This is a genomic window from Bacillus sp. SA1-12, assembly GCF_000981385.1.
Taxonomy (GTDB): Bacteria; Bacillota; Bacilli; order Bacillales; family Bacillaceae; genus Metabacillus.
This window is the reverse complement of the sequence record NZ_LATZ01000026.1, coordinates 28,386-52,536: the sequence shown is the minus strand read 5'-3', so window position 1 is coordinate 52,536 and position 24,151 is coordinate 28,386. Positions and strand designations below refer to the sequence as shown.

The window sequence follows — 24,151 nt, the reverse complement described above, 5'->3', positions numbered from 1 at the left end:
AAATATTTCGCAACGGGTGGAGTTTTATATCCTGCGTCTCCAGCAAGAGCATTAGGCTTACCTACTTTTTTTCAATCAATTCATCTACAAGAGAATTTATTACCTGACTATCGTGTACATTTCCACCTGTCACTTGATTGGCAAGTATAAATCCCTTATTGTCACAAACTGTGTGAAAGGAATAGGCAAATTGTTTCTCTCGTTCATTCTTAACATAATAGCCACTTTCAGGATCTGTTGTGCTTACTTTAATTTCTTTTATCTCCGCCTTTGTTTGAGGGGTTAAAGGCTTTTTTCCATGTACAATTCGATCTTCGTTTATCTCTTCTTCTAGTTGAGTTTGATAGCTTTTTGTTTCTGCTTTGACAGCTTCTTTTATAAACTTCCTCTTGTTTGCATTTGCTTTAACATGTGTAGAGTCTATAAAAACAACAGAAGGATCAACAAACCCTTTTTCTATCGCTTCATTAAGAATATGGTAGAAAATCTTCTCAAAAAGATCTGTGTCTTTAAATCGTCTCTCATAGTTTTTACCGAAGGTAGAAAAGTGGGGAATCTTTTTATTGAAGTCAAAGCCTAAAAACCAGCGATACGCAACGCTTGTATCAATTTCATCTATTGTTTTTCTCATTGATTTAATTCCGAATACATATTGAATAAAGACCATCTTTATTAACACAACTGGATCGATACTTGGACGACCATTATCCAAACAATACAAATCTTCAACTAAGTCATAAATAAAACTAAAATCAATAGCGGCTTCAAGCTTTCGAACAAGATGATTAGCAGGAACTACTTCATCAAGTGCAATCATCGATATTTGATAACGACCTTCCATTGATTGTTTCGATAACATATATTTGCACCCCTCAAACCAACTTTACTACATTATTCGACAAAAAAAGCTTGTAGACCTGCCTGAAAATCAGACTTTGTCTACAAGCTGAGGTCTCTTATTAAAGAGACCTTTTATTATATAATCAGTGAATTTTAATAACATATGCTCTATGTCTGCTTAACAACAAGTTTTCTTTTCATCTCTAGGTGTACAGCATCCTTCGTTTTCTTCCTTATTTAGACGGGTGTCTTTTATATTTTCAGAAGATGGCATTTTGTTTTCTTCTACTTCTTCAATCTGGATGTTACAGCAGTTTGAATCCTTCTTAGAACTTTTTTTGAAAAAATTTAACACGAATATCCACTCCATTTCTTTAAATTAGATAAAAGATAAAACCTGATAATGTAGACATGGTAACCACTGATAATACAAAGGTTACAACTAATTCTTTTTTAAAGATTGATTTCAATAAAATTACTTCTGGTAAACTAGCCCCCGCAGAGCTGATCATCATAGCCATAACAGGACCTAAAGCCATCCCTTTCATAATGAGAATCTGTGAGATAGGAATCATACTGGATAGCCGAATATATAAAGGGATTCCTATAATTGCGGCAATCGGTATCAACCACCAATGATCTTCACCTAAAACAGATGAAATCCATTCAGTTGGGACTAACCCATGTATGACCGCACCAATTGCTGCACCAATGATTAAGTAAGGATAAACACTTTTCATTAGATCCATTGTTTCTTTAAGGGCTAGTTTAAAGTTAAACTTCTTGTTACTTTCCTCATAACCAGAGATCACAACATTTTTTACATACTTTTCAAAACAGAGAGTTTCAAGTGCAAATCCAATAATGACTGAGAAAATACTTGTAATAACGATGTAGATGATCGTAACTTTCCAGCCGAGTACAACGCCCATAATGGTTATGATCGTTGGATCTAATACAGGTGAAGCAAATAAAAAGATCATGACGATTCCAAAAGGCATCTTCTTTTTCAGCATATTGACGACTACGGGTATGGTGGAACAAGAACAAAATGGTGTAATAAAAGCAAAAACAATGGCTGCTAAAGCAGCTACAATTCGATTTTTACCAGCCAACTTTTTCTCAATCTTTTCATAGGGGATATACTCTTGCAAAAGACTAATAAGAAAGGAAATAACAATAAATAAAATCGTTAATTCTAAAGCGATATAAATAAAATTTTTTAATGTCTCGATCCACAAAATTTATCCCTCCTTTTAACAGCAAGCTGTTTCGCAGCAAAGTGTTGAATCTATAGTTTTCGTTTTTACTTGGGGCTTTTCCTTAAATTTTAAGAATTGATTTAGTGTAGCAGATTTGCGAACGTTGGATGACTCAAACATTTCCTCCCTCATTAATTTTGAAAGTAAATAAATCTCATACTCATTAAACATAAATTTATCCTCCTTAAAACAAATTATTTTGATTTATTAATCAAAAAAAATTGATGTTTAACATAAAAATTTTTATCAGCAAGTAGGTCTAAATAAGCAACAGAGTTCTGCTGACAACAAGTGGTTCACTTCATCTAGATTAAGTCTGTAGTAATTCCATGTACCTCTAGTCTCTCTTATAATGAGGTTCGCATCTAAAAGTATTTTTAAATGATAGGACAATTTTGATTGTGTCATGTTTACCATTATAGCGAGGTCATTAACATTTATTTCGCCTTTTTGTGTAAGAAGGTTCATAATTTGCAGTCTCTTTTTATCTGCGATTGCTTTAAACTTTCCTTCATACATTTCAAAGACTCTTTCTAAAGATACATCTTGTAAGTTAATTTCCTGATTCATGAAATACACCTTTTCTAAATCAATTTTTTTTGATATTTTAAATATATATCCAGAATTTTCTTTTGTCAACAAAAATTAATCAAAAAAAATTGATTTAATCCATATTTGGATTTTTTATAGAAAGGAAGTAGAAATATGAACGTTATGATTCAAAGTATGAGAAAAAAACATTGGGATCAAGTTGAAAAAATTTATCTAGATGGAATCTCAACAGGTCATGCAACTTTTCAAACGGAAACTCCTACATGGAATGAATGGGATGCTGGACATACAGAAAATTGCCGATTAATTGCTACTATCGATAATCGAGTAATAGGTTGGACAGCATTAAGTCCTGTTTCAGGTAGATGTGTATATGCAGGTGTTGCCGAGGTAAGTATTTATGTTCATTCGGAATATAAAGGAAAAGGAATTGGCCACTCATTACTTCAAGAGTTAGTTAAAACAAGTGAAGAAAATGGATATTGGACGTTACAAGCAGGAATTTTTCCAGAAAACACGGCAAGTTTGGCATTACATAAGAAAAATGGATTCAGAGAGGTAGGGATTAGAGAACGGATTGGAAAAATGAATGGTGTCTGGAGAGATGTTGTTTTACTTGAAAGAAGAAGTGATGTCAAATGAATCAATTAATTCTTATCGTATTAACTTTAATAAACTAACAAAAATGGGTGATGAAATTAGGCGAGTTCCCTAATGCTGATATCCAAGAAAACCATGCATTCTTCTAATGTTATTCGTATTGTGGCAATTATTACTGGAATAAATTTATTCGGTGAATTTCATGTTATATATTGCATTACCAATCTATTGGAAAGAAGTAGGACTTGCTGGCAAGTTGAAATTCTATTATCCATTAATCGATTCATACGATTACCGTCTAATCCATTCGTTGGCTGGATTTATCAGAGAATTTCATAGAAGAGACAACAATAACCTCTATATAAAATAAGTAAGAATTAGTCTTAGTTTAATAATGCATGGTCCTATTGTCAGGACAAGACATTTGGTCTTCTCAACAATGTATACAAGGGATGCGAAAGGAGCGATTTACAGGCTTCTGGAGTTTGATGTTAGTTTATCAGAGATTGAACAAACTCTGATTGCAGTCTCTGCACAACGGCTCGTTCAGTTAAAATGCCCCTTTTGTGAAGGAGAATGTCCGACTTACTGTAAAAAGCTGAGAAGAAAAAGAAGATTAAGTGTCTATGAATTACTTTTTGGCAAGAACCTTGCTGCCGTAGTGAAGGAAGCAGAGGGTGAAGCGGCAGCTTATTCCTATCCGATGCTGAAGGATGTCATTAAAAAGGGAATTGCTTTAGGTTATTTATACCCAAATTCATATGACCGTTGGGTGTTTCATTATGAAGATTAAAAATAAATGGAGCTTGAAGAACAAGCGGAGATATTAAAAAGATTAAGCAGCATGCTTGAAAAGGGCTATACATTGAACGAAGCATTGAGCTTCCTGTACGTTAATGAACAAGGCAGTAAAAAAATGATTTATTAACTTGTATAAACGAGCTTTCATCAGGGCATTCCTTCCGCATTGTACTCTCAAAATTGCATTTTCACCGTGACGTATTAAGTTATCTATATTTTGCAGAGCAGTACGGTGATATGGAGTTTGCTTTAAAGGAAAGCAGCGAGATTCTTCACAAAAAAATGACTCATTTAGATAAGCTGGAAAAAATCCTTCGCTATCCAATCTTTCTGATTATCACCGTTGGAATCATCCTGTCTATTGTACAGTCTGTTATAAGTCCGCAATTTCAGCAGCTTTACGATTCAATGAATATAGAAGCATCTTTCTTTTCGGTGTTCCTCTTAATACTATTTGAAGCTTTGAAGTGGTGTGGTATAGGCGGATTAATCATCGCATTGATGATCACTGTCTATTATTTCTTTATTTTAAAAAAAAGCAGATCAATGAACAAATGGAGGTGTTGATTAAACTTCCCATTGTTAAAAGGATTTTCTGTATGCTCCATAGCTATTTCTTTGCTCTCCAGCTTAGTAATTTATTAAGAGGAGGACTATCTGCATTTGAAAGCTTAAGAATTTTTGAAAAGCAAACGATTTTGCCATTTTACCGAACTGAGGCCAGCCGTTTTATTGAAAAATTAAAAGCAGGTTTGCAGCTCCATCAAATAATTGAAGATAGCCATTTTTATGAGAAAGAGCTTGCACTTGTTATTTTACATGGACAAGCGAATGGACAGCTTGCCAGGGAGTTATTTACCTATAGCCAATTTGTTATCGAAAAGCTGGAGAATAAAATCATTAAGGCGATGGCGATTATCCAACCCTCCATTTACATCTTTGTCGGAATAGTCGTTCTGTTTGTCTATTTATCGATGCTTTTGCCTATGTACAATATGATGGAAAATATGTAGGAGGAGAAAATGAACAATCAAAAGGGATTCACGCTTATTGAAATGCTAATTGTCTTATTGGTAATCTCGGTATTATTATTAATCACCATACCGAATGTAACGAAGCATAATGCCAGTATTCAAGAAAAAGGCTGTGAAGGCTTGTTAAATATGGTACAAGCTCAAGTAACCGCATATGAAATCGAAAACAACGCCACTCCAACTGTGGATCAATTAATTAGTGAAGAGTACTTGAGAGATCAACCCGTATGCCCGAATGGAAACAGTGTGACGATATCTGCTAATGGTGAGGTTACTGAAGGTGCAGCCGCAACACCGTAAAAATGGTTTTACACTTATTGAATCACTGCTTGTCCTATCAATTGCAAGTATTATGAGCTTAACCATCATCATGAACATTGTACCAATGTATCATAAAAAAATCATAGATACATTTTTAGATCAATTTGAGAAGGATGTGATGCTTACTCAACAATTTGCTTTAGTTAATGAAACAACCGTATATATTTTATTTTTAGTAGATCAGCAACAATACAAAGTGGTATCAGTTGATACAAATAAGACTTTGCTTACAAGGCATTATCATGCTGAAATAAAAATCGAAGGTGTTACGTTAAAAAATCGGGTCACGTATAACGGCAATGGTTCGATTCAAAAAAGCGGTACATTGCACATCACTTATCATGAATCAACCTTTAAGGCTGTTTTTTATCTTGGAAAGGGGAGGATGAATATTGAAGAATTGTAAAGGTTTTTCCTTTGCAGAAACAATCGCAGCATTCAGTATGTGGAGCTTGATTGTGACAATCCTCATTCCTCAGCTTGTCCTGTTAACACAAGAAAGACAAAACGCCCAACAATCTCTGCAAGCCTATAAGCATCTATACGAAAAAACACAGCAGGTGCTATATGATCAGGCTCCAAAAATAAACGAAGAGCTTGTTAAGGAGGATGTACACTATACCTTAACTTGGGAGGAGGAAAAGAGCTATTCAAAAGCTTGCTTATCTTGGGAAAACTCATACAAAAAAACAAAATCAGTTTGCTATCTGGTTTCATAATGAAAAAGGATATACGTTTTTGAATCTGATTCTAACCTTCTTAATCTAATCGATCATTATCACATCGTTATCTGTCATTCTCCATTTTCTGCTTACTCACTCTCGGCATTCAGATGATTTAAAGCCCTTTGAATGGGAGCTTTTTGTTATTCAATTTCAAAAAGAATTAAACGAAGCACAAAATCTTACTGTGAAAAGTACAGAAATAACCTTTATAAATAATGAAGGGAAACTTGTAAGTGTTCAGTACTATCCTAACATGATCCGCAGACAGGTTAATGGAACAGGACATGAATTATTTTTACTTAAGGTAAAAACCATTGAGTTTAATCAGGTCTCTTCAGGAATTCGATTAACTTTGATAAGTAAAGCAGGAAAAAACTATCATCATACCTTTCGGTTTATGAAGGATAGGACATGAAATATGAGGAATGAAAAAGGGTTTATTTTTCCTACCACTCTTGGTGTTATTCTCTTTTGCTTGTTTATCGTTACCTATATTTCAAGTGTCCTTATAAGTGAAAAGCTATTTTATTCGGAAACTGAGCAATATTATATGCTTGATAATTTAATGCAGCTTGCTGTAGATCAGTCACTTTTGGAAATCCAAAACCAACCAGCTATAATGAATGTGTCCACAGAATCCAACACTATAAATGGAAGCTTTTCTTATGTAATCAAAGAAATTTCGCCAAGCATTTATGAAGTGCAATTAACTGTTAAAACAATAAGGAATAAGGTGAATAAAGCAAGATATCAATTTGATCTAACAAAAAATGAAATGATTTTATGGTCTGAATATTAGCAATTGTGTTATTGTAGAAAGAAAAACGTGGAGGATTTTTAAGTTGAAGGCAATTTATTTGACAGGGTTTATGGGAGCTGGAAAAACAACAATTGGAGAAAATTTAGCAAAAGAGCTTAATTTGCCTGTACTTGATACAGATCAACAAATTGAGAAAAAGCTGAATATGACGATAAAAGAAATATTTACGAACCACGGAGAGGGCTTTTTTCGAAAAGAGGAAACGAATATTCTAAAAGAGCTTCCTACTGATGATGTTATCATTACCACAGGCGGAGGAATCGTCATAAATGCAGAAAATCGTGATTGGATGAAAAAGCATGGATATGTGATCTCATTACATGCCGACTTAGACATTATTTATGAACGTGTTCATACTGATACAAATCGACCGCTTGCCAGTAAGAAAACAAAAGCGGAGCTTACTGATATGTATCTTTCTCGAGAATCGTTCTATCAAGACTGTACGTTTCTAATTGAAACTTCAAATAAGTGCATAGAAGATATCGTAAATGAAATCAAAACACGATTAAAATATAAGGGTTTTGGCAATAAATAGAGGTGAAAACAAAAGGATAGAGGTGTTTTTACCTTGTCTGCAAATGACTATGTAAAATACGTAACACAACAAATTGTCAAATATATGGACACTCCAAAGGAAGCTCGAAAGCAGCAACGAGAAGAGCGAAAGAATGTAGAAACAACATCAACCTTTTACAGCAATAGGTGGTTTGGCGTTCTTCCCTTTTCTTTAAAACTGATGATGAATAAACGAAAAAAATAACCTTGAAAAACGGTACAATTTATTGTGAATTGTACTGTTTTTTTATTGAAAACAACATTCCTATATATTCAGTTAACAACAAGGTTTGGCAAACAACTTCTTAATTAAAAAAGTGCTTTACAATTTTTTTGAAAAACCTTCACACTATTTTTATGTTATCATGAAAGTAATAAAAAAACTGACTCCTTATTATTTTAGAGCCAGCCCTTATTGTACTTATGCTTCAGGAATAACCTGGACCTTTTTTATTTCACCAGTGGAAGAGTCATAGGTAATGGTTGTGTAGACCGCAAAGTCCTCCATTCCTTCTCGTAAAGTTAAGCGATACTGCTTTACGGTTATATCCTTTTTTGAATTGTCCCAAATTTTCTGTGAAAACAATACTTGTGATAAAGGATATCGCTTTTTTGTTTCATTTACAGCAACATCTTCCCATGCTTTTTGGGAAACTGCCTGAGCTTCCGATAAAAATGAAACCGGAGAAAACGTTAAACCGTATAGTAAAGTAAGAAAAAATATCCATTTTTTCATTTTGACACCACCCTTACTATGTATTTATTTCCATTTAAATGAAAGCTATACATGTTCATAAAAGGGTGAAACAAATGATTGCATGGAAGAAAAACGAATAATAAAGGGGAGGATTTAAAATGGATGCCATTATTTCTACTCTTTTTTTCATTACTTTGATTATTATTATCATAGCTGTCATAATCAGTATTAAGAGCAAGAAAAATAAAAAAGCGAGAAAAAATGACTCAACCTTTATTCCCCCATATATGATTGGTGATTCGGATCAAAAACATGATCAAGGGCACAGTGATTCAACAAATGATTCATTTAGCGGCTTTGGCGGAGATTCAGGAGGAGATGGAGGCGGGGGAGATTAACATTTTCTCTCCACAGTGATCAGTGATTTTTTATAATTGTGTTGACGGGAAAACGAACAAGAAGGTCGTCAGATGACGGCCTTTTTGCTACATTTTTACCCTTCCATGCTGAAGAAACTGTTGAATATCAGCAAAGGACAATCCAAGCTTCTTTGCCTCTTTCATTAATTCGATCCATTCTTTGTCTAACTGCTCTGTTTGAAGCTTTGCCTTTCCTTCATTCATTCGGCTTGTCCTCCTGGATAAAAGTAGGTTCTTGTATCTTTCCTTCCTGCCACTTCCGAAATCTTAAATAATCTCTAAATTCTTTAAAATCCTTTTTACTCATACCTTCTTCAATGGCCTTATTTAACAATCGGCTCCACTCGTCATCAAACACAAAATCCTTTGTATGATTTTCAGAAGACGAAGAACCTAGCAATACTTCAACATCTATTTCTAATGTTGATGCAATCTTCCTTAAAAATTGCAGCGAGGGATTTTTTTGTACATCTCGTTCGATATAACTTAAGTAAGATTTTGAAACGCCGGCTAACTCAGCTAGCTCACTAATTGAATATCCCTTTTCCACCCTCAGCTCCCTTAAACGTTCTCCCACCATGTAGATGTTCTCCTTATCTTCATCACCATAATATAGTCCTTCATCATTCATTATATGAAACAAATCGTTCGTAATAAAATATCGAATAAATATGCAAATCAAAGAAAAATAGAGAAAAACTGGGATTAATGTTCTTTTTAAAGAAAAAACAGCAGAATTTAAAACTTTTGTAAAATAGGAGAAATGGCATATATTGATCTTAGCCAATATCGGGTAAGATCATGAAGGAAATGTTTTAAAGAACAGTAATTTAGGTCATTTTTGTCATATTCAAGATGCAAACAAAATAAGATAATTGAACAGAAACGATCGAATTCCCGATGAGACTATTTGTTTACTAATTGTAAAATTTTAAAAAATTAACGAAATATATTGACTTGTTCTTTATAGTGAACTATTCTAGTTTTATAGAACAGGGACCATCGTGAAAATGTATAAATATTTTTTGTTCTTTATTAAGAATGAAATCTTAATAAGAAGGTGAATGTGTAACATGTCCAGCTTTCCTGAGTTTGATGACAGGCAATATGAGTATAAGCAAGCGAAAGAGATTAATTTAAGAGAAGTTTTTCAAATATTAAAGCGGTATGTGTGGATTATTATTCTACTAACGGTTTTCACAACTTCTGCTGCAGGCTATTATTCTTTTGCAACCTACAAGCCAATGTATCAGGCAACATCACGAATCATTATCGGCGCTGATGCCAGTTTAATTACAACATTGAAGGTCATTATTCAAGATACAACCGTATTAGAAAAGGTAGTAAAAAAGTTAGATTTACCTTACCCACCAGAAGTATTAAGCAATAAAATTACGGTAGGCAACATAGAAAATTCCCAGGTTGTTACCATTACAGTTCTTGATTCTAATCCTGAACAGGCGGCAATCCTTGCGAATTCAGTTGCTGAAACGTATCAACAGGAAATTCCAAAGATAATGGATTTTAAAGATGTGAAGCCACTTTCTGAGGCAAAAGTTAACCCAATACCAATCAATGAGGATCAAGATAAAACGGTCATGATCGGATTTATCGGCGGGATTGTAATAGGGATAGGAATTGCCTTTTTATTAGATTCGTTAAATAACAGCGTGAGGAAAGAATATGAAGTTGAGGAGCTATTGGGTATTCCCGTTTTAGGATCTGTTTCAAAAATGAAAAGGAAAAACATGCAAAAAAAGAAAAAAAAGCAAACGAAATTCGAATATAGGAGTGAGACACTTGGTTCTTAATTTAAATAAGAAAAAATCCATAAAGGAAATGTCAAAACGCCATTTTGTTTCACATACAAACCCTAATTCACAAATTGCAGAACAATTTCGGACAATTAGAACAAATATTCAATTTTCATCGATCGATTATAAGCATAAAACATTAATGATCACCTCACCTTCTACAGGTGAGGGAAAAACGACATCTGCGATTAATTTAGCAATTTCCATGTCGCAGCAAGGCGATAGAGTTTTACTTGTTGATGCAAACCTGCGGAAGCCAACAATACATACTTCCTTTAATTTAAAGGATTCCTTTGGATTAACTGATGTGCTTATGGGGCGCACGTCATTAAAAGATGCGATCTTTCAAACCCAAATTGGCAGACTGGAAGTATTAACAAGCGGGTTGATTCCTCCGAACCCTACGGAATTAATTGGCTCAAAGGCAATGAGTTATTTCATTAAAGACAGTAAAGAAGAATATGATGTGATTTTATTTGATAGTCCCCCGGTGCTTGAAACGACAGATACAAAGCTTTTAGCAGGACAATGTGATGGTGTTGTTTTGGTCTTAAACAGCGGGAAATCTGACCGGGAAAAAGCTGCAGAGGCAAATCGAATGTTAAACCTCGTCAGGGCAAAAGTGCTTGGTGTCATTTTGAACGAGCGAGAATAATTATGTGCTAATTTGTTCTTTATTAAGAATGTTACGTACTTTATATCTTTTTTCAGGGGATATCTCCTTTCCTTTATCAATGGAGGTACTCGGCCATACTGTGGGTTGAAAGAAACCTTAGACGCAAGTCGTCAAGAGTGTGGTGTGAGGGCGGGTTAAATGCCCAACTTATTAAAATGGTTACGTATATGTCTCGACCATGAGATATATAGGTAAGGATTTTAATAAAGGAGCTGAAACCATGAAGGAGTTTGATCAATTTCCAAAGGTCATGAAAAAGCTCGTGCGCTACATAAAACAGGATGCATCACTTGACCAGCTTGAGCAATTTAAAAAAGTTCTCGATTATGCGATTGAAAAACGAATCATCATGCTTAAGAAAATGTTAGAAGATTAAGCGGAAGGGAGTGAGAAAACAATGTCTTATCATAGTCGCATCTGGTTATTGATTCTATTAGATTCATGTATTGTATTATCAACGATTTATTTTAGCCAATTGTTAATTAATCCAACTCTTCAAGCCTTAACAATCCAATTGTTTATCAGTTCCATCTCGTTATTGCTTGGCCATCATTTATTTTCATTTTTATATAAGCTTTATAAAAAAGCATGGGAATATGCTAGCATTGGGGAATTAATCAGCATTTTTAAGGTCATCACTTATACCATTATAGTGACAGGCATCGTTCAACAACTTGTCCAAAAACAGGTTGATTACCGGATCTTAACTATCACATGGATGATTCATTTGCTGTTGATTGGGGGTTCGCGCTTCTTTTGGAGGGTTTATCGAGATACGTACTTAAAACACCCTTTAAATAAAAAGAGAACACTGATTGTAGGAGCAGGTGCTGCCGGAACAATGGTCGCAAGACAACTATTACACAACCATGAAGCTGAGCTGCTTCCAGTTGCCTTTATTGATGATAATGTAAATAAGCAAAAATTGGACATTTTAGGCATTCCTGTTATCGGCGGTGTCAAGCAAATTGAGCAGCTGGCAAACTCGTTACACATTTCGAATATTGTCATTGCGATACCATCCTTAAATAAAAAACAGCTTAATGAAATTTTTAAGGAGTGTGCGAAAACATCAGCAAAAACACAAATGATTCCAATGCTTGAGGACCTGATGACAGGAAAGGTCTCTGTTAACCAATTTCGTGATGTCCAGGTTGAGGATCTGCTCGGACGAGAAGCAGTCGAGCTTGACATGACAAGCATCTGTGACTATGTAACTGATAAAGTGGTGCTTGTAACAGGTGCTGGTGGTTCCATTGGATCTGAGATTTGCAGGCAAATTTCAAAATTTAATCCGAGAGCACTAGTTTTACTTGGGCATGGAGAGAACAGTATTTATACCATTGAAATGGAGTTAAAGGAATGCTTTAAGGACACTGGTATCGAATTCATTACAGAAATTGCGGATCTTCAGGATTATGATAAGCTCATGAACGTCATGACCATTTATCAACCTGATGTTGTCTACCATGCTGCGGCACATAAGCATGTCCCATTAATGGAGCGAAGTCCAGAGGAAGCGGTAAAAAACAATATTATAGGGACAAAGAATATTGCCGAAGCATCAAGTTTACATGGTGTCGAAACATTTGTCATGATTTCAACGGATAAGGCGGTGAATCCGACTAGTGTGATGGGCTCCACTAAGCGCTTAGCTGAGATGATCATTCAGCATTTCGACCAATCGAGCCAAACAAGATTTGTTGCCGTTCGCTTTGGAAATGTATTAGGAAGCAGAGGAAGTGTAATCCCGCTTTTTAAAAAGCAAATTCAAAATGGCGGCCCGGTAACCGTGACACATCCTGATATGGTTCGATATTTTATGACCATACCAGAAGCATCACGCTTAGTCATTCAAGCAGGTGCATTAGCAAAGGGCGGTGAAATTTTTGTCCTTGATATGGGAGAGCCAGTTAAAATAGTCGATCTAGCAAAAAATTTGATAAAGCTCTCAGGAAATAATATTGATGACATTGGCATTGAATTTACCGGCATGCGGCCGGGTGAAAAGCTTTTCGAAGAGCTGCTAAAGAAAGATGAAGTTCATGAAGAGCAGATTTATCCTAAGATCTATATTGGAAAAACCTCGGAGTTATATATAGAAGAAATTGAGTACATTATCAATAACTTTAGATCGCTAGAACGAAATCATTTAAGAAAAGTATTGGTCGATCTAGCAAATGAACGAATTGCCTATCAGAAGAAATTAGTGTCAGTTTAATAGAGGAGCGTGTCGGCGGTGAAGGTAAGAAAAGCGATTATTCCAGCAGCAGGCTTAGGAACAAGATTTTTGCCTGCAACAAAAGCAATGCCAAAAGAAATGCTGCCAATCGTTGATAAACCAACAATTCAATACATTATCGAAGAGGCCGTTGAATCAGGGATTGAAGATATCATTATCGTAACAGGCAAAGGAAAACGTGCGATTGAAGATCACTTTGATCACTCGTTTGAGCTAGAGCACACGTTAATGGAAAAAGGAAAACTGGAATTACTGAGCGAAGTGCAGAAGGCATCTAAATTAGTCGATATTCACTATATTCGACAAAAAGAACCACGCGGTTTAGGACATGCGATATGGTGTGCCAGAAAGTTTATCGGCAATGAACCTTTTGCTGTTTTACTTGGAGATGATATCGTAAGAGCAGAAAAGCCTTGCCTCCAGCAAATGATTGAACAATACGAGCGCTACAACGCATCAATCATTGGTGTACAGCATGTAAAAGAAGAAGAAGTCTCGCGATACGGAATTGTTGATGCAGTAGAAATTGGCGAGCGTTTCTATAATGTTAGTAGCAATCTAGTTGAAAAACCAAAGCAAGAGGATGCGCCTTCAACGCTGGCGATCATGGGTCGCTATATTTTAAATCCTAAAATATTTGACATGCTGGAGGAGCAAAGTCCAGGTGCTGGCGGTGAAATTCAACTGACAGATGCTATCGCATCACTTAACCGCTTTGAAGCCATTTATGCCTATAACTTTGATGGCAAACGCTATGATGTTGGTGAGAAAATGGGCTTTATTCAAACAACCATTGAGCTCGCATTACAGCGAGAAGAACTAAAGTACGAACTACTGCAGTTTTTAAATACGGTAATCGAAAAAGAAATGACTGAAATATAACACCCATATGATATCAGGGTGTTTTTTTCATGCTCTTAAAAAGGGTGAAAAAACCATGACAAATAAAGTGTTATTCTGTGCAACCGTTGACTATCATTTCAAAGCCTTTCATCTGCCAATCCTGAAATGGTTTAAGGAAATCGGCTGGGAGGTTCACGTTGCAGCAAACGGTGAGACCCAGCTTCCCTATGTTGATCAGAAGTATAATATACCGATTCAACGCTCACCTTTTCACAAAATGAACCTTTCTGCCTTTAAGGAACTTAAGTCGATCATTTCTAAAAATGACTTTAAAATCATTCACTGCCACACTCCGATGGGAGGCGTTCTAACACGCCTGGCAGCAAAGCAAGCAAGAAAAAATGGAACAAAGGTGCTTTACACAGCTCATGGCTTTCATTTTTGTAAAGGGGCTCCGATGATGAATTGGCTTCTTTATTATCCGATTGAAAAACTGCTAGCTACCTATACAGACTGTTTGATCACGATAAACGAAGAGGATTACAACCTAGCAATCTCTCACCGTTTTAAATCAAGTGAGGTGGAGCATGTACATGGTGTTGGAGTAGATACGGAACGATTTAAACCTATGATTTTGACGGAGAAAAACGAGCTAAGAATGAAACTAGGTTTCAAACAAGAGGATTTCCTGCTCTTTTATGCTGCCGAATTTAATAAAAATAAGAATCAGCAGCTTCTTATAAGAGCAATGGCTGAAATCAAAGAATCCTTACCGAATGCGAAGCTTCTGTTAGCAGGGGAAGGTGTACTTCAGGATTCCTGTAGAAAATTTGCCTCTGAGCTTGGTGTTGATAGTATGATAGAGTTTTTAGGTTATCGTAACGACATTGTCAATTTACTTCCGATCTGTGATATGGCAGTCGCTTCCAGTTTGCGTGAGGGGTTGCCTGTCAATATTATGGAGGCTATGGCTTGCGGATTGCCTGTGGTGGCTACGGAGAATCGGGGGCATAATGAGCTCATTCAAAACCTATATAATGGTTGGACGATTAAGCCTGAGAATAGTAAGGCTATGGCAAAGAAAATATTACATTTAGCAAAAAATCCACAATTGATAAATACCTTAGGAAAAAATGGCCGCGAAAGCATTGAAAGAACCTACAACATAAAAGCAGTTATGACTGAAACGAGCCTTATATACGAAAAATACATCAAAGAAACGGAGGGATTAAAATGGGCAGCCCAATAAGAGTCTTACATGTGGTTGTTAATATGAATCGTGGCGGAGCGGAAACCCTAATCATGAACCTATACCGGAATATTGACCGCTCGAAAATACAATTCGACTTTTTAACATGTAAAGAAGGAGTCTTTGACCAGGAGATTATGGACTTGGGCGGAAAGATCCACCGTATTCCTTATATTACAGATAGTGGCCATTTTCAATACATAAAGAATTTAAATCAATTTTTTAGAACGAATAATGAGTATAAAATTATTCACTCTCATTTGGATAAAATGAGTGGATTAGTATTGAAGGCTGCGAAGAAGGCTGGGATTCCTGTACGGATTGCGCATAGTCATAATACTGAAAGTGAAGGTGGCTTAGCAGCAAAGTTGTATAAAGAATATGCAGGAAGAAAGATTGAAAAATCAGCAACCCACTATTTAGCTTGTTCCAATTTAGCTGCCAAATGGTTATTTAAAAACAAGACCAAAGCAATTATGCTTCTGAAAAATGGCATCGAGACTGAAAACTTTATATTTTCTAAGGAAGTAAGAGATCAGATTAGAAACGATCTTAGTCTGGAAGCTGATAGTTTAGTTTTAGGGCATGTAGGACGTTTTAATAACCAAAAAAATCATTCATTTTTAATTGATATTTTTTATGAGTTAAATAAAGTGATACCCAAATCCTATTTAATTTTAGTAGGTGATGGAATTTTACGAAATGATTTAGAAGAAAAAGTAAGGAATCTCAGTCTAGATAATAATATTTTATTTTTAGGAGTACGAAGTGATATTAATCACTTGTTACAGGCATTCGATCTTTTTATTTTTCCATCCTTTCATGAAGGACTCCCTGTAACTTTGATTGAGGCCCAAGGGTCTGGACTTCCATGTATAATTTCTGATCAGATAACAGCAGAAGTTGATATGGGAATAGGTCTTGTGAAATTTTTGCCTTTAACTAATAAAGTAGAATGGGTAGAAGAAGTAATAAAAATATCTTCAAAAGAATCAAGACGAAATATTTCAAAAATGGCTTTATTTGAACAAGGATATGATATAAAAAAAACTGCTAATTTTATTCATGATTTTTACTTGGAAACAGCGAGGTGAATTTGTTGAAGGAACTAACTGTCTTTACCCCAACCTATAATAGAGCCTATTGTTTACATATTTGCTATGAAAGTTTGAAAAGTCAAACTAACAAAGGGTTTATATGGCTTGTAATTGATGATGGATCTACTGATAATACAAGGGAAATAGTCGAACAGTGGATAAAAGAAAATGTAATTGAAATACGATATATCTTTCAAGAAAACCAGGGAATGCACGGTGCACATAATACAGCATATGAGAATATCGATTCAGAATTAAACGTTTGCATTGATTCAGATGATTATATGCCACCTGATGCAGTAGAAAAAATTCTATCATTCTGGGAAAAGCAAGGAAATGATCAAGTGAGCGGAATGATTGGGCTCGATGCATATAAAAATGGAAAAATAATTGGCACAAAGATGCCCGCTCTTTTATATAAGTCAACACTCTTTGATTTGTATAACAAACATGGTGTAAAAGGCGATAAGAAGCTTGTTTATCGAACAGAATTAACAAAAAAATACCCTTACCCACTATTTGAAAATGAAAAATATGTCGGGCTTGCCTATAAATATCACAAACTAGATGAAGAGTACCCTATGTTATTAATGAATGAAGTTCTTTGTATAGTTGAGTATTTACCCGATGGATCATCAATGAATATGTTAAAACAGTATCGGGTGAATCCAAAAGGTTTTGCTTTTTATCGTAAGGAGTTAATGAAACTGCGATTTGCTGACGTGAAATTCAAGTTTAGACAGGCGACTCATTATGTTTCGAGCAGTCTGATTTCTAAAAATAAGGATTTTATTAAAGAATCACCATTAAAGTTACTAACAATCGTTGCAACACCATTAGGATTAATCTTATATTTCTTAATTATGTTTAAAACAAAAACTTAGTTAATTAATGAAAGGATAAAAAAATGACGGTACTATGGGCCATGCTTTTAATCGTGTTCATTTTTGCTTATTTATCGAGATACATTGCAGTAAACAGTGCTGTTTATGATGGTGTCTTAGTGAGACCAAATAAAATAATGATAGGTTTAGCATTAGCATGCCTAGTACTCGTATCAGGCTTAAGGAATAACATAGGTGATACTTTCTTTTATATCCATGTATATGAAACACAAGAATTTACTTGGCAATACATTCTTGAGAAGAAGGATCCAGGGTTTAATGTTCTACAAATGTTATTAAAGAACATTTCAAATGACCCACAACTTCTTTTAATAGTTACTGCGTTGATAACGAACTTTTTAATCATTATTACCTTATATAAATATTCCAGAATGATTGAAATAGGTATCTATGTTTTTATCACGTCAGGTATGTTTATTGTTTCAATGAATGGAATTCGTCAATTTTTTGCAGCTTCGTTAATATTTTGGGCTACAAAGTATTTACTAAATGGTGATTTTAAAAAGTATTTTTTTATTATATTATTTGCTTCTACTTTTCATGGAAGTGCTCTAATTCTATTACCGGTTTATTTTATTGTTCGAAGAGAGGCATGGACACACGTTACATTTTTGTTATTAACATTTACAATCATACTTGTAATGGGATTTAATGAATTTTCAAATCTATTATTCTCTGCAATCGAGGATACCCAGTACGGTCATTATAGTGATTTCGCAGAGGGTGGAGCAAATAAAATTAGAGTTCTTGTTGATTCTGTCCCAATTATAATAGCTTACTTAGGTCGACATAAATTGCGGAAAATGTGGCCAAAAAGCGATATTATCGTAAATATGTCATTAATTGGTTTGCTATTTATGATCATAGCTACACAAAATTGGATATTTGCTAGATTTAACATATATTTTAGTTTATATAACTTAATCTTGATATCATGGATTATTTACTTATTTAAAGAAAATAATAGAAAATTTATCTATTATGGTTTATTAATTTGTTATTTACTGTATTTTTACTATGAACAAGTCATTTCATTAAGTTTAATTTATAAAAGTGATTATATAAGTTTTTAAGGGGAGCAATATGAATTTATTTAGGGAAATAACAGAAGAGAATCTACACGAAATATTAAAGAAAGTTTATAAAAAAGGACAAGAAACAGAAAACATAAGTGTAATCGAACTAATTGAAGAGATTAAAAAGCATTTTTTAACATACACTTCTAAATGAAAGAGGGGGAATAATGAAACGCTTTTTTGATTTTACAGTGTCGTTGCTATTAATCATCATACTCTCTCCACTCATGCTCTTAATATCAATACTGGTAAAAATAAAATTAGGCTCACCAATTTTATTTAAACAGCAACGTCCAGGTTTGCACACTCAACCTTTTTATTTTTATAAGTTCCGAACAATGACTGATGAAAAAGGTGAAAATGGTATATTGTTACCTGATCAATATAGACTTACTTCTTTTGGTATTTTTTTAAGAAAATCAAGTTTAGACGAGTTTCCACAATTAATAAATGTTTTGAAAGGTGACATTAGTTTAGTAGGTCCAAGGCCATTATTAATGGAATATCTATCATTATATACGAATGAACAAGCAAAGCGACACCTAGTAAGACCAGGGATAACAGGTTGGGCACAAATAAATGGTCGCAATAGTATTTCATGGGAAGAAAAGTTTAAACTAGATGTTTGGTATGTAGAAAATCGTACTTTCTTATTGGATTTAAAAATCCTATTTTTAACTGTATATAAGGTAATAAAATCACAAGGAATAAATCAGCCGGGAAATGCAACTGTAGAAAAATTTAAAGGTTCTGCCATGAAAGAGGGACAGGGATGAATATAGCTATCATTGGTCAGGGTGGTCACAGTAAAGTGGTTAGAGATATTATTAGATATAAAGATGAGGCTCAAGTAATTGCTTATTTGGATGACAAATATGAAGAACACATATTTCAAGATGATATCTTTTATGGTCCAATAACAGCTTATACTTTTCTTGTTAATAAATATGATGATATCAAATTTGTTGTGGCAATTGGAAAAAATGAATTAAGGAAAAAGGTCGTTAATGACCTAAATCTTGAAGATTATTTTTATATCACCCTTATTCATCCTTCAGCTATTTTAAGTCCAAGTGTTAGGATAGGAAAAGGTACCGTTATAATGGCAAACACTGTAATAAATTCTGATACTGTTATTGGCAATCACGTTATTATAAATACAGGTTCAATTGTAGAACATGACAATATAGTAAGTGATTTTTCTCATGTTTCCCCAAATGCAGCGTTAACAGGAAATGTGCATATTGGTGAAGGAGTACATATTGGAGCTGGTGCTACTGTTATCCCTAATGTAAGAATAAATGATTGGTCAGCCATTGGAGCTGGAGCAACGGTTATCCATTCTATTCCAGCTAATACAACAGCAGTTGGTGTACCAGCAAAACTAGTAGGAGGTGGAACTCATGCAAAAGAATAATCAACATAAAAGAATATTTCTATCCTCTCCTCACATGAGTGGAAACGAAATGAAATATATTAGAGAAGCATTTGATACAAATTGGATTGCACCTTTAGGGCCAAATGTTGATGCGTTTGAAAAAGAGTTAGCAAAATACGTAGGAGTCAGTGATGCTGTTGCAGTAAGTTCAGGTACTGCAGCCATTCATCTGGCTCTTTCTTTATTAGATATAAAAAAGGGCGATAGGGTTTTTTGTTCGACGCTAACTTTTGTAGCGAGTGCGAATCCGATACTCTATCAGGGTGCGGAACCAGTGTTCATAGATTCTGAGCCTGATACATGGAATATGTCCCCTCAAGCTCTTGAGAGGGCTTTACAAGAAGCAGCTTTTGATGGAAAACTGCCAAAAGCAGTTATTGTAGTAAATCTATATGGACAGAGTGCAAAAATGGATGAAATTGTTTCTTTATGTAACTGTTATGAAGTACCAATCATTGAGGATGCAGCCGAATCACTTGGTTCTACTTATAAAGGGAAAGCGAGTGGGACTTTCGGTAAATTTGGTGTGTATTCATTTAACGGAAATAAAATTATAACTACATCAGGTGGCGGTATGCTTGTTTCCAATGATCAGGAAGTATTAAAAAAAGCCAGATATTTAGCGACACAAGCAAAAGACTCGGCACTTTTTTATCAGCATAGTACACTTGGATTTAATTACCGGATGAGCAATGTACTTGCTGGTATTGGCAGGGCACAATTAGAAGTATTGGAGCAGAGAGTAAAGGCTCGAAGATTATTATTTGAAAGGTATCATCAAGAATTAGGTGAAATACCTGGTATTAACTTCATGCCAGAATTATATGAAACAAATTCGAACAGGTGGCTTACAGCTTTAACCATTGATGATAAAGTAACAGGAATTTCTAATTATTTATTATTAAATACCTTGGCTGAAGAAAATATAGAGGCACGTCCAGTATGGAAACCACTTCATATGCAGCCTCTTTTCGAAAATGTTAAATATTATGTGCATAGTGAAGAAATAAATGTATCTGAGTATTTGTTTAATTATGGTTTGTGCCTTCCATCAGGATCGAATATGTCAGATACAGATCAAATAAGAGTTATTAATAGCTTAAAAAATTGTCTGAAGGTTAGAGTTTAGAGTTCTAAAAAGGTAGGGTTATAAATGGATACGAAAAAAATTCCTAAAATCATCCATTACTGCTGGTTTGGTGGAAAAGAAAAGCCGAATATAGTACAAAAAAGTATCGTAAGCTGGAAAAGATACCTTCCAGATTATGAAATTATTGAGTGGAATGAACAAAACTTTGATATAAGTTTCAATACCTATGTCAATGAAGCTTATAAATCAGGTAAGTTTGCATTCGTAAGTGATTATGTAAGAGTTTATGCTTTATATAATTTCGGAGGAATATATCTAGATACTGATGTTGAAGTGTTTAAATCATTTGATGATTTATTACATCATGAATCCTTCTGGGGCTTTGAACAAGAAAACTATATTGCAACAAGTACGATTGGCGCAAAGAAAGGTAATGAATTAATAAAGTCATTTTTGGAAACATATCATGAAAAGAATTTTATTAATGAAGATGGTAGTTTCAACGAATTAACTAATGTTGCTATTGTTTCTAAATTACTAAAAAACATCGGAGTAAAAATGAATGGACAATTTCAAGAGGTGAAAGGACTTGGATCATTTTATCCTCAGACGTACTTTTCTCCGTTTGATTATATAAACTGTAGAAAGTTTATTACTGAAAATACTTATGCAATGCATCATTTTTATAAGAGTTGGTTGCCACCCAAAGCTAAATTGAAAAGTAATATAAAAACAATAGCAGCTAAAGTAATAGGTGGAGAAAATATTGCCAAAATTAGAAAAATCGTTTCAAGGGTGTAGGAGGCACAAATGAAAAAAAATATATTGATAGCCTCTTATGATATGGAAGTTGGCGGAGTAGAAAGAAGCCTTATTAGTTTACTGGATAACTTTGATTACAATAAATACACTATTGATTTGATGTTGTATCGACATCAAGGTGATTTCCTTAATCTAGTTTCTACCAATGTTTCTTTAATAGGTGAAATACCTCAATACACCACTTTTAGAAAATCAATAGGAGAAACGTTTAAAAATAAACAATTTAGTATAGGATTTTCAAGAATTCTGGCTAAGATAAATGCAGACCTTAAAGGGAAAATAAAAGGAATTACAGAGCCAGGATATTACCAAATGCAGTTAATGTGGAAGTATGCATTACCTTTTCTTCCTAAATTGAACAAAGAATATGATGTTGCAGTTAGTTATTTATGGCCGCATTATTTTGTTGCTGAAAAAGTTAAGGCGAAAAAGAAAATTGCTTGGATTCATACAGATTATTCAAATGTAGCAACAGATATTGAATTAGATTTAGAAATGTGGAGGAAATTTGATCACATTATTGCTGTTTCTGAAGCATGTAAAGCTGCGTTTTTAAGAAAATATGGAAATCTAGAAAAAAAGGTTATTGTAATCGAAAATATTACTTCACCGGATTTCATTAAAGAGATGGCCAAAGAAAAAGTTTATAATCCTATGGTAAAGGATAATCGATTTAAAATAATAACAGTTGCTAGATTATCTCATGCAAAAGGTATTGATAATGCAGTAAAGGCTCTAAAGATATTAAAAGAAAAAGGCTATCATGATATTGCATGGTATGTTGTTGGATATGGCGGAGATGAATCCATGATTAAAGATTTGATAAAAGAATTAAATCTTGAGGATAGTTTTATTCTATTAGGAAAGAAAACAAACCCATATCCGTTTATTAAAGAAGCAGAAATGTATGTTCAGCCATCTCGATATGAAGGAAAGGCAGTGACAGTAGGAGAGGCCCAGATATTATCAAAGCCTGTAATGATTACAAACTACACAACTGCAACAAGTCAGGTAAGAGATGGATTTGATGGATATATTACAGAATTATCAATTGAGGGAATTGTTAGTGGAATTGAAAAACTTTATAAAAACGGTCCAATGAGAAAAGAATTAATGAATAATTGCAGAGATATAAACTATGGCAATAGATATGAGCTTGATAAATTGTATAAAATTATTTAACTAATTTAAGTAAAGAATCTGTCAAGTTAGGAGTGATATATATGAGTAAAAAGGTAAGTGTCATTATTCCAGTTTATAATGCGGAAAAATATATTGCTCAGTGCATTGAGTCACTTCTTAACCAGACGCTTAAAGAATGTGAATTTATATTTATTAATGACGGTTCAAAGGATGACAGTAGGAAAATAATTGATTATTACCAAAAAGTAGATAATCGGATTATGTTAATAAACCAAGAAAATCAAGGTGTGAGCATTGCTCGAAATAAGGGTTTAAGAGTAGCTAAAGGTGAATATATAGGCTTTGTAGATGCAGATGACACAATTGAAAAAAATATGTATAAAATCCTTTATACTTCGGCAAAACAGTGCGATTGTGATATTATCCTTTCAAATTTTGAAAGTGAAATAGAAGGACATAAGGCTATCACTAGATACCCATTCCCAATCGGAGTAACTTTAGTTAAAGAGTATATTAAACAAGATATACTACCTTACTTTCTTAAGGAAGATAATTTAAACACAGTATGTAACAAGATATATAAAAATAAAATAATAATAGAAAATAACTTAACATTTCCGGAGAAAGTTCCACTAGGAGAAGATGGACTATTTAATATGAGTTTTTTTTCTTTAGCAGATAAAATGAAATACCTAGATTATACAGGGTATTTTTATAGAGAAGTAAAGGGGAGTGCAACGAGAAATATAGCTGAGAAAGATTATTTTAATAGAGCTCTAGAAGTGTATAATATGAAGCTGCCGGAAATCTATAAAGAGTTATTGATGATAGAAGAAATACATAAGTTAAGGTCTATAAAGTTAATTAAGAATGTTATGTCTTATATCTATATTTATTTTACACATTCAAAAGAGCTAAGCTTGCGTCAACGTTTTAAATATATCGATAAAATGATAATTGATAAAGATGTTAGAAAGGCGTTGCTCGTAAGTTATAACGAAATGTATAGCACTTTTGGCAGATATGAAAAGGCAATTTTGGAATTGATAAAAAGAAGATCTATTATAGGACTATATTTCATTACTACATATAGCCGACTTAGAAATAAGTAAGAATGGGGGATTTGT

The 24,151-nt window shown here is 34.1% G+C and carries 34 protein-coding genes and 2 pseudogenes; 29 read left to right on the top strand and 7 right to left on the bottom strand.

Annotation, left to right across the window (positions count from 1 at the left end; all coding sequences use genetic code 11):
• From WQ54_RS14915 to WQ54_RS14905, 4 genes and pseudogenes are all read right to left on the bottom strand, one after another.
• A pseudogene (locus WQ54_RS14915) lies at positions 1-859 on the bottom strand (IS1182 family transposase); the annotation flags it as partial.
• 159 nt (positions 860-1,018) lie between these two features.
• Positions 1,019-1,195, bottom strand: coding sequence for a hypothetical protein (locus WQ54_RS33625; RefSeq protein WP_156177961.1), 177 nt, complete (start codon positions 1,193-1,195; stop codon positions 1,019-1,021).
• Between the two features lie 19 nt (positions 1,196-1,214).
• Positions 1,215-2,081 (bottom strand): permease, encoded by an 867-nt coding sequence (locus tag WQ54_RS14910; RefSeq protein ID WP_046517804.1) that lies wholly within the window; start codon positions 2,079-2,081, stop codon positions 1,215-1,217.
• Between the two features lie 267 nt (positions 2,082-2,348).
• Positions 2,349-2,672: a metalloregulator ArsR/SmtB family transcription factor gene (locus WQ54_RS14905; protein WP_046517802.1), complete on the bottom strand. Its 324-nt coding sequence runs from the start codon at positions 2,670-2,672 to the stop codon at positions 2,349-2,351.
• Between the two features lie 135 nt (positions 2,673-2,807).
• Here WQ54_RS14905 and WQ54_RS14900 point away from each other — a divergent pair, with 135 nt between their 5' ends.
• From WQ54_RS14900 to WQ54_RS14860, 13 genes and pseudogenes are all read left to right on the top strand, one after another.
• Entirely contained in the window at positions 2,808-3,296 is a 489-nt protein-coding gene (locus tag WQ54_RS14900; RefSeq protein WP_046517800.1) for a GNAT family N-acetyltransferase, read from the top strand.
• A gap of 160 nt (positions 3,297-3,456) precedes the next feature.
• On the top strand, positions 3,457-3,624 hold the full coding sequence (locus tag WQ54_RS33620) for a hypothetical protein (protein ID WP_231597537.1): 168 nt from the start codon (positions 3,457-3,459) through the stop codon (positions 3,622-3,624).
• 51 nt (positions 3,625-3,675) lie between these two features.
• A pseudogene (locus WQ54_RS14895) lies at positions 3,676-4,047 on the top strand (ATPase, T2SS/T4P/T4SS family); the annotation flags it as partial.
• 6 nt (positions 4,048-4,053) lie between these two features.
• The gene (locus WQ54_RS35300; RefSeq protein ID WP_269431574.1) at positions 4,054-4,182 is read left to right on the top strand and encodes a hypothetical protein; all 129 of its coding nucleotides are present in this window, start codon (positions 4,054-4,056) and stop codon (positions 4,180-4,182) included.
• Positions 4,183-4,235: 53 nt separating this feature from the next.
• On the top strand, positions 4,236-4,622 hold the full coding sequence (locus WQ54_RS31955; protein WP_231597536.1) for a hypothetical protein: 387 nt from the start codon (positions 4,236-4,238) through the stop codon (positions 4,620-4,622).
• 32 nt (positions 4,623-4,654) lie between these two features.
• Positions 4,655-5,068 carry a type II secretion system F family protein gene (locus tag WQ54_RS31950; protein ID WP_197089600.1) on the top strand — a complete coding sequence of 138 codons (414 nt, stop codon included), beginning with the start codon at positions 4,655-4,657 and terminating at the stop codon, positions 5,066-5,068.
• A 9-nt stretch (positions 5,069-5,077) separates the two neighbouring features.
• Entirely contained in the window at positions 5,078-5,389 is a 312-nt protein-coding gene (comGC, locus tag WQ54_RS14885) for a competence type IV pilus major pilin ComGC (protein ID WP_046517798.1), read from the top strand.
• Positions 5,370-5,816: a competence type IV pilus minor pilin ComGD gene (gene comGD, locus WQ54_RS14880; protein WP_046517796.1), complete on the top strand. Its 447-nt coding sequence runs from the start codon at positions 5,370-5,372 to the stop codon at positions 5,814-5,816. Before comGC ends, comGD begins: the two co-directional genes overlap by 20 nt.
• Positions 5,803-6,129, top strand: coding sequence for a competence type IV pilus minor pilin ComGE (gene comGE / locus WQ54_RS14875; protein WP_046517794.1), 327 nt, complete (start codon positions 5,803-5,805; stop codon positions 6,127-6,129). The genes comGD and comGE overlap by 14 nt, the downstream gene beginning before the upstream one ends.
• 52 nt (positions 6,130-6,181) lie before the next feature.
• The gene (comGF, locus tag WQ54_RS35650; protein WP_084822085.1) at positions 6,182-6,550 is read left to right on the top strand and encodes a competence type IV pilus minor pilin ComGF; all 369 of its coding nucleotides are present in this window, start codon (positions 6,182-6,184) and stop codon (positions 6,548-6,550) included.
• A gap of 3 nt (positions 6,551-6,553) precedes the next feature.
• On the top strand, positions 6,554-6,934 hold the full coding sequence (gene comGG / locus WQ54_RS14870) for a competence type IV pilus minor pilin ComGG (RefSeq protein WP_046517792.1): 381 nt from the start codon (positions 6,554-6,556) through the stop codon (positions 6,932-6,934).
• Positions 6,935-6,977: 43 nt separating this feature from the next.
• Positions 6,978-7,493, top strand: coding sequence for a shikimate kinase (locus WQ54_RS14865; RefSeq protein ID WP_046517789.1), 516 nt, complete (start codon positions 6,978-6,980; stop codon positions 7,491-7,493).
• Between the two features lie 33 nt (positions 7,494-7,526).
• Positions 7,527-7,718 (top strand): YqzE family protein, encoded by a 192-nt coding sequence (locus tag WQ54_RS14860; RefSeq protein ID WP_046517787.1) that lies wholly within the window; start codon positions 7,527-7,529, stop codon positions 7,716-7,718.
• Positions 7,719-7,934: 216 nt separating this feature from the next.
• Here the strand turns inward: WQ54_RS14860 and WQ54_RS14855 are convergent, their stop codons facing one another.
• Entirely contained in the window at positions 7,935-8,249 is a 315-nt protein-coding gene (locus WQ54_RS14855; protein WP_046517783.1) for a DUF3889 domain-containing protein, read from the bottom strand.
• Positions 8,250-8,368: 119 nt separating this feature from the next.
• On the opposite strand from WQ54_RS14855, the gene WQ54_RS14850 reads away from it, so the two are divergent.
• A complete protein-coding gene (locus WQ54_RS14850; RefSeq protein WP_046517780.1) occupies positions 8,369-8,608 on the top strand; it encodes a hypothetical protein in 240 nt (79 codons plus the stop codon).
• A gap of 87 nt (positions 8,609-8,695) precedes the next feature.
• Here WQ54_RS14850 and WQ54_RS32680 read toward each other — a convergent pair whose 3' ends face one another.
• Together WQ54_RS32680 and WQ54_RS14845 are read right to left on the bottom strand one after the other, a co-directional pair.
• On the bottom strand, positions 8,696-8,833 hold the full coding sequence (locus WQ54_RS32680) for an anti-repressor SinI family protein (protein WP_084822083.1): 138 nt from the start codon (positions 8,831-8,833) through the stop codon (positions 8,696-8,698).
• A complete protein-coding gene (locus tag WQ54_RS14845) occupies positions 8,826-9,209 on the bottom strand; it encodes a helix-turn-helix domain-containing protein (RefSeq protein WP_046517778.1) in 384 nt (127 codons plus the stop codon). The genes WQ54_RS32680 and WQ54_RS14845 overlap by 8 nt, the downstream gene beginning before the upstream one ends.
• A 493-nt stretch (positions 9,210-9,702) precedes the next feature.
• Here WQ54_RS14845 and WQ54_RS14840 point away from each other — a divergent pair, with 493 nt between their 5' ends.
• The 15 genes from WQ54_RS14840 (at position 9,703) to WQ54_RS14775 (ending at position 24,136) form a co-directional block, all read left to right on the top strand.
• Positions 9,703-10,440, top strand: coding sequence for a YveK family protein (locus WQ54_RS14840; protein WP_046517775.1), 738 nt, complete (start codon positions 9,703-9,705; stop codon positions 10,438-10,440).
• A complete protein-coding gene (locus WQ54_RS14835) occupies positions 10,421-11,098 on the top strand; it encodes a CpsD/CapB family tyrosine-protein kinase (RefSeq protein ID WP_331435121.1) in 678 nt (225 codons plus the stop codon). The genes WQ54_RS14840 and WQ54_RS14835 overlap by 20 nt, the downstream gene beginning before the upstream one ends.
• A 241-nt stretch (positions 11,099-11,339) precedes the next feature.
• Positions 11,340-11,495: a hypothetical protein gene (locus WQ54_RS34285; RefSeq protein ID WP_197089599.1), complete on the top strand. Its 156-nt coding sequence runs from the start codon at positions 11,340-11,342 to the stop codon at positions 11,493-11,495.
• A gap of 21 nt (positions 11,496-11,516) precedes the next feature.
• Positions 11,517-13,340, top strand: a complete 1,824-nt coding sequence (locus tag WQ54_RS14830) for a nucleoside-diphosphate sugar epimerase/dehydratase (protein WP_046517772.1) — start codon at positions 11,517-11,519, stop codon at positions 13,338-13,340.
• 18 nt (positions 13,341-13,358) lie between these two features.
• Positions 13,359-14,243 (top strand): UTP--glucose-1-phosphate uridylyltransferase GalU, encoded by an 885-nt coding sequence (galU, locus tag WQ54_RS14825; protein WP_046517770.1) that lies wholly within the window; start codon positions 13,359-13,361, stop codon positions 14,241-14,243.
• A gap of 55 nt (positions 14,244-14,298) precedes the next feature.
• Positions 14,299-15,453, top strand: coding sequence for a glycosyltransferase family 4 protein (locus tag WQ54_RS14820; RefSeq protein WP_046517768.1), 1,155 nt, complete (start codon positions 14,299-14,301; stop codon positions 15,451-15,453).
• Positions 15,438-16,547: a glycosyltransferase family 1 protein gene (locus tag WQ54_RS14815; protein WP_046517766.1), complete on the top strand. Its 1,110-nt coding sequence runs from the start codon at positions 15,438-15,440 to the stop codon at positions 16,545-16,547. The genes WQ54_RS14820 and WQ54_RS14815 overlap by 16 nt, the downstream gene beginning before the upstream one ends.
• A 5-nt stretch (positions 16,548-16,552) precedes the next feature.
• Complete coding sequence (locus WQ54_RS14810) at positions 16,553-17,434, top strand: glycosyltransferase family 2 protein (RefSeq protein ID WP_046517765.1); 882 nt, start codon at positions 16,553-16,555, stop codon at positions 17,432-17,434.
• Positions 17,435-17,457: 23 nt separating this feature from the next.
• Positions 17,458-18,528, top strand: coding sequence for an EpsG family protein (locus tag WQ54_RS14805; RefSeq protein WP_046517762.1), 1,071 nt, complete (start codon positions 17,458-17,460; stop codon positions 18,526-18,528).
• A gap of 170 nt (positions 18,529-18,698) precedes the next feature.
• Positions 18,699-19,307, top strand: coding sequence for a sugar transferase (locus tag WQ54_RS14800; protein ID WP_046517761.1), 609 nt, complete (start codon positions 18,699-18,701; stop codon positions 19,305-19,307).
• Positions 19,304-19,948: an acetyltransferase gene (locus tag WQ54_RS14795; RefSeq protein ID WP_046517759.1), complete on the top strand. Its 645-nt coding sequence runs from the start codon at positions 19,304-19,306 to the stop codon at positions 19,946-19,948. Before WQ54_RS14800 ends, WQ54_RS14795 begins: the two co-directional genes overlap by 4 nt.
• A complete protein-coding gene (locus WQ54_RS14790) occupies positions 19,935-21,098 on the top strand; it encodes an aminotransferase class I/II-fold pyridoxal phosphate-dependent enzyme (protein ID WP_046517757.1) in 1,164 nt (387 codons plus the stop codon). Before WQ54_RS14795 ends, WQ54_RS14790 begins: the two co-directional genes overlap by 14 nt.
• Before the next feature lie 24 nt (positions 21,099-21,122).
• Positions 21,123-21,860, top strand: a complete 738-nt coding sequence (locus WQ54_RS14785) for a glycosyltransferase family 32 protein (protein ID WP_046517755.1) — start codon at positions 21,123-21,125, stop codon at positions 21,858-21,860.
• Between the two features lie 9 nt (positions 21,861-21,869).
• On the top strand, positions 21,870-23,063 hold the full coding sequence (locus WQ54_RS14780) for a glycosyltransferase (RefSeq protein WP_046517753.1): 1,194 nt from the start codon (positions 21,870-21,872) through the stop codon (positions 23,061-23,063).
• A gap of 41 nt (positions 23,064-23,104) precedes the next feature.
• Positions 23,105-24,136, top strand: coding sequence for a glycosyltransferase (locus WQ54_RS14775; protein WP_046517752.1), 1,032 nt, complete (start codon positions 23,105-23,107; stop codon positions 24,134-24,136).
• Positions 24,137-24,151 lie beyond the last annotated feature (15 nt).